At 70.2% G+C, this 5,290-nt stretch carries 7 protein-coding genes; 4 read left to right on the forward strand and 3 right to left on the reverse strand.

What is annotated here, in order from left to right; translation table 11 throughout:
* The first annotated feature begins 185 nt into the window (after window positions 1-185).
* Window positions 186-956 (forward strand): twin-arginine translocase subunit TatC, encoded by a 771-nt coding sequence (tatC, locus tag L2I40_RS18545; RefSeq protein WP_237216674.1) that lies wholly within the window; start codon window positions 186-188, stop codon window positions 954-956.
* Between the two features lie 83 nt (window positions 957-1,039).
* On the forward strand, window positions 1,040-2,314 hold the full coding sequence (serS, locus tag L2I40_RS18550; RefSeq protein ID WP_237216669.1) for a serine--tRNA ligase: 1,275 nt from the start codon (window positions 1,040-1,042) through the stop codon (window positions 2,312-2,314).
* A 19-nt stretch (window positions 2,315-2,333) separates the two neighbouring features.
* Here the strand turns inward: serS and L2I40_RS18555 are convergent, their stop codons facing one another.
* On the reverse strand, window positions 2,334-2,564 hold the full coding sequence (locus L2I40_RS18555; protein WP_237216670.1) for a hypothetical protein: 231 nt from the start codon (window positions 2,562-2,564) through the stop codon (window positions 2,334-2,336).
* A gap of 148 nt (window positions 2,565-2,712) precedes the next feature.
* On the reverse strand, window positions 2,713-3,519 hold the full coding sequence (locus tag L2I40_RS18560) for an ATP-binding protein (RefSeq protein ID WP_237216675.1): 807 nt from the start codon (window positions 3,517-3,519) through the stop codon (window positions 2,713-2,715).
* Window positions 3,520-3,688: 169 nt separating this feature from the next.
* On the opposite strand from L2I40_RS18560, the gene yajC reads away from it, so the two are divergent.
* The gene (gene yajC, locus L2I40_RS18565) at window positions 3,689-4,045 is read left to right on the forward strand and encodes a preprotein translocase subunit YajC (protein ID WP_237216671.1); all 357 of its coding nucleotides are present in this window, start codon (window positions 3,689-3,691) and stop codon (window positions 4,043-4,045) included.
* 66 nt (window positions 4,046-4,111) lie between these two features.
* Here yajC and L2I40_RS18570 read toward each other — a convergent pair whose 3' ends face one another.
* Window positions 4,112-4,753: a superoxide dismutase gene (locus L2I40_RS18570; protein WP_237216672.1), complete on the reverse strand. Its 642-nt coding sequence runs from the start codon at window positions 4,751-4,753 to the stop codon at window positions 4,112-4,114.
* A gap of 109 nt (window positions 4,754-4,862) precedes the next feature.
* Here L2I40_RS18570 and L2I40_RS18575 point away from each other — a divergent pair.
* Window positions 4,863-5,290, forward strand: a 428-nt coding sequence (locus L2I40_RS18575) for a squalene/phytoene synthase family protein (protein WP_237216673.1), incomplete at its 3' end; no start/stop codon positions are given.

Here is a 5,290-nt window from a genome sequence, read left to right on the forward strand (position 1 = left end):
GTCTCCGCACCTTCCGTCGCCGCGCCGGCGCCGGCCTTCGTGCCGCCGCAAGCCGCGCCCAGCCCTGCCCCCGCGCCGTTGCCGCCCGCGCCCGTTCCGTCCGCGACCGGCACCGGCAGCGCGGCCTGACATCGGACCGAACCACCGTGCCGCGCGATCCGAACGACACGATCGACGACAAGCCGATGCCGTTGATCGAGCACCTGATGGAGCTGCGCACGCGGCTCATCAAGTCGATCATCGCCTTCATCATCGCCTTCGCGATCTGCTACTACTTCTCGCGGCAGATCTACGGCTTCCTGGCCGCACCGCTGGCCGACATCCTCGCCTCGCAGGGCGGGGGTGACCGGCGCATGATCTTCACGGCGCTCTACGAGGCCTTCTTTACCTACCTGAAGGTCGCCTTCTTCGGCGCCGTGTTCTTCTCCTTCCCGATCTGGGCCACGCAGCTCTGGCTGTTCATCGCGCCCGGCCTCTACAGGTCCGAGAAGAACGCGATCATGCCCTTCCTGGTCGCGTCGCCCTTCCTGTTCGTCGCGGGGGCGGCGATGGCCTACTACCTCATCTTCCCGATGGCCTGGTCCTTCTTCATCAGCTTCGAGACGCCGGGCGACGCGGCCACCGTGCCGATCCAGCTCGAGGCGAAGGTGAGCGAGTATCTCAGCCTCGTCATGCACATGATCCTGGCCTTCGGCATCGCCTTCCAGCTGCCGGTGCTGCTGACGCTGATGGCGCGCGTCGGCATCGTGCAGGTGGAGACGCTGAAGAAGGGGCGGCGCTACGCCATCGTCATCATGTTCGTCATCGCGGCGATCATCACGCCGCCGGATGTCATCAGCCAGATCGGCCTCGCCGTGCCGCTGATCCTGCTCTACGAGCTGTCGATCCTGGTGGCGACGCTGATGCTGCGCAAGCAGAAGCGGGCGGAAGAGGCAGCGGCAGCGGCGAAGACCTGACCGCTCCTTGACGGGCAGGGCGGGCTTCCTTAGCCGGGGTGCAAGCCGCGTTGCGCGGCACATGGCGATGCGGGCTGACGATCATGCATGACATCCGTGCGGTGCGGGCCGATCCCGCGGCCTTCGACGCGGCGCTCGCGCGGCGCGGGATGGCGTCGGCTTCGGCGGAGTTGCTCCGGCTCGACGACCTGCGGGTCGAGGCGACGCGCATCGTCCAGGCCGCGCAGACCACCCGCAACGAGTTGTCGCGGCAGATCGGCGCGGCGATGAAGGCTGGCGACGCCGCGACGGCCGAAAGGCTTAAGGAGAGCGTGAAGGCGGCCATGGATGCCGCCGCGGCCGCGACGCCCGACCTGCACGAACAGGCGCGCGACGCGCTGCTCGCCACGCTCCCGAATCGTCTCGACCCGGACGTGCCCGATGGCGCCGACGAAAGCGCGAATGTCGTGCAGCACGTCCACGGCACGCCGCGCGCCTTCGCCTTCGCGCCGAAGCAGCATTTCGAGATCGGCGAGGCGCTCGGCCTCATGGCGTTCGACACCGCGGCGAAGCTCGCCGGCGCCCGCTTCACCGTGCTCAAGGGCGCGCTCGCACGGCTCGAGCGCGCGCTCGGTCAGTGGATGATCACGCTCCACACGGAGGAGCACGGCTACACCGAGGCGACCGTGCCCTACCTCGTGAACGACGCGACCATGTACGGCACCGGCCAGCTGCCGAAATTCGGCGAGGACCTGTTCCGCACCAACGATGGGCGCTGGCTGATCCCGACGGCCGAGGTCCCGCTCACCAATTTCGCCGCCAGGGAGATCCTCGATCCCGGCGCCCTTCCCATCCGTCTGACCGCGCTCACGCCCTGCTTCCGTTCCGAGGCCGGCGCGGCCGGGCGGGACACGCGCGGCATGCTGCGCCAGCACCAGTTTCAGAAGGTCGAGCTGGTGTCGGTCACCGCGCCCGACGCCTCGGACGCCGAGCATGAGCGCATGACGCGCTGCGCCGAGCGTGTGCTGACGGAACTCGGCCTGACCTGGCGCCGCGTGCTGCTCTGCGCGGGCGACACCGGCTTCGGCTCGACCAAGACCTACGACCTGGAAGTGTGGCTGCCCGGGCAGCAGGCCTGGCGCGAGATCTCCTCCTGCTCCAACTGCCGCGACTTCCAGGCGCGGCGCATGGAGGCGCGCTTCCGGCCCACCGGCGGGAAGGGCACCGAGTTCGTGCACACGCTGAACGGCTCCGGCGTCGCGGTCGGCCGCGCGCTGATCGCCGTGCTCGAGACCTTCCAGGAGGAGGACGGCAGCGTGACGGTGCCGGAGGTGCTGCGCCCCTGGATGGGCGGGGTGGAGCGGATCGCGCGCGGCTGATCGCCGCGCGCGGGGCTGCCTAGTCTTCCCGCGCTTCCGCCGCCTCGCTGGCGCGCAGCTCGCTCTCATCCAACCAGATCAGCAGGTAGGCGGCGAAGCTCACCAGCGCCGCCATCCAGTTGTCGTGGCCCGTGAGGAAGGCGATGCCGCCCGCCGCGCCGCTGATCAGGATCGCGAGGATCGGGTTCGCATGGGAAATGCGGAACAGCAGCGCGAGCGGCGCCAGGGCGAAATTGGTGATCGCGGTCATTGGGCTCTCCGGGCCATCGGCGACGGCCGACCGGGAACCCGGCAGACAGGACGCGACCCGAACCTCGGGGAAGGGTCGCGGGGGCGCAAGCGCGAAGGCCGCAGCCGTCCAACTCTTCATCCCGCGCCCATGAAGCGGCCGGGCCCCGTCACGCCGGGATGCGCACGCCGAGCCGGCCCGCCATGTCCTGCACGAACTGCCAGGCGACGCGGCCCGACCGCGAGCCGCGCGTGACCGACCATTCGACGGCCGCCTTGTGCAGGTCCTCCTGCGTCGCGGGCAGGCCTAAGATCTCGGCATAGCCGTCGATCATCGCGAAGAAGGTGTCCTGGTCGCAGTTGTGGAAGCCGATCCACAGCCCGAAGCGGTCCGACAGGCTGACCTTCTCCTCGACCGATTCCTGGCCGTGGATCGCGCCGCGGCTCTCATTCTCGATCATGTCGCGCGGCATCAGGTGGCGACGGTTGGAGGTCGCGTAGAACAGCACATTGGCGGGCCGGCCCTCGATGCCGCCGTCGAGCACGCTCTTCAGCGCCTTGTAGTCGGCATCCTCCCTCTCGAAGGAGAGGTCGTCGCAGAAGACGAGGCAGCGCCGCTCCTGGCCGCGCAGGATGTTGAGCAACTCCGGCAGGGTCCGGATGTCCTCGCGATGGATCTCGATCAGCGCGAGCGCACCCGGCGCCTCGGCATTGGCCTCTGCATGCGCGGCCTTCACGAGCGAGGATTTCCCCATGCCCCGCGCGCCCCACAGCATCGCGTTGTTGGCCGGCAGGCCGCGGGCGAAGCGGAGCGTGTTCTCCAGCAGGATCTCCTTCTGCCGCTCGACGCCCTTGAGCAGCACGAGGTCGACCGCGGCCACCTTCGCGACCGGGGCCAGGCGCGGCGGCGGCCCGGGATGCCAGACGAAGGCGTCGGCCGCGCCGAGATCCGGCCGGGCCGCCGGCGGGGGCGCCATGCGCTCCAGCGCCTCGGCGATGCGGGTCAGCGCCGGCAGCAGGTCGGTGTCGGAAGTCAGGCGATCGGGCACGGAGGACGATCCGGTGGGTTGACGCAAAGGGGGCGGAAGCTAGGTTGCCGGCCCACTCCCCGCAATCCCATCACGAGAGACGGACGCCGGACCGCCCATGTGGATCTCCCCTGCCTACGCCCAGGACGCCGCCGCCGGCGGCACCGGGGCCGTGATCATGCAGCTCCTGCCGCTGATCCTGATCTTCGCCGTCTTCTACTTCCTGCTGATCCGCCCGCAGCAGAAGAAGCTGAAGGAGCACCGCGCGATGCTCCAGGCGCTGAAGCGGAGCGACAAGGTGATCACCGGCGGCGGCATCGTCGGCACCATCACCAAGGTCCGCGACGACAGCGACGAGATCGAGGTGGAGATCGCGCCGAACGTCCGCATCACGGTGCTGCGCGGCACGATCAGCAGCGTGCTGCGCCAGGAAGCGGCCAACGATTCGAAGCCGGCGGACGTGGCGAAGAGCTGAGTCCGCGGGCCGTGCGGGGCGGGCGGCGCCCGCCCCGCACGCCGTCAGTCGACGGTCAGGCGACAGTCAGGCGCTCTGGCCGCTCTTCAGCCCGCCCTTGGCCAGCAGGTCGGCCACGACCTCCCAGTTGACCAGCTTGTCCAGGAAGTTCTGCAGGTAGTTCGGCCGCACGTTGCGGAAGTCGAGGTAGTAGGCGTGCTCCCACACGTCGACGCCGAGGATCGGCTGGCCCTCGCCGGTCGAGATCGGGTTGGCGCCGTTCGGCGTCTTGGTGATCTTCAGCTTGCCGTCGCCGCCGATCACCAGCCAGGCCCAGCCGGAGCCGAACTGCGTCACGCCGGCCTGCTTGAAGTCCTCCTTGAACTTCGCGAGGCCGCCAAGGTCGCTGTCGATCTTCGCGGCGAGCGCGGCCGGCAGGCTCTCGCCATGCGCGCCGCCGGGCGCCATCACCTGCCAGAACAGGATGTGGTTGTAGTGCTGGCCGGCCTGATTCAGCACCGGAAGCCCGTCGGCGCCCTGCTTCCCGGCGTCGGCGCAGATCTGCTCGAGCGTCTTGCCGGCCAGGCCCTTGCTCTCGATCAGGCCGTTCAGCGCGGTGACGTAGGCGTTGTGGTGCTTGCCGTGGTGGAGTTCCAGCGTCTCCTGGCACATGCCGTTCCCGGCGAGCGCGCTGGTGGAATAGGGCAGGGGCGGCAGGCTGAAGGGCATGTCTTTCTCCCGAGGATCGGCGTCAAGCGGCCGGAGGCTGACCTAGGCGTGGGGCGGGGGGGCGTCAACCACGCTTGCCTGCCGCGCACCGGACGGTCATCTGCGCGCGATGGCAGATCAACCCGCCGGCGACCTCGCGGCCTTCGCGCGCGCCCATGACCCGGACCGCTTCCTCTGCGCCCTTTTCGCGCCGGCGGATCGCCGCGACGCGCTCTTCGCGCTGATCGCCTACAACCACGAACTCGCCCGTGCGCGCGAGGCGGCGACCAACCCGATCGCGGCGCAGATCCGGCTGCAATGGTGGCGCGACACGGTGGAGGCGGCCGCGGCGGGCCGGACGGTGCCGCGGCACGAGGTCGCGACGCCGCTGCAGGCGGCGATCGCCGCCGGACGGCTCGATCCCGCCGCCCTTGTCGCCATGGCCGAGGCGCGGGAGGCGGAGTGCGAGGAGGACGGCGTCGCGACCGAGCAGGCCTTCGTCGCCTGGCTGCGCGGCACGGCGGGCGGCTGGTCCGCCGCGGCGGGCGGCGCGCTCGG

It is taken from the genome of Falsiroseomonas oryziterrae (genome assembly GCF_021864505.1).
Taxonomy (GTDB): Bacteria; Pseudomonadota; Alphaproteobacteria; order Acetobacterales; family Acetobacteraceae; genus Falsiroseomonas; species Falsiroseomonas oryziterrae.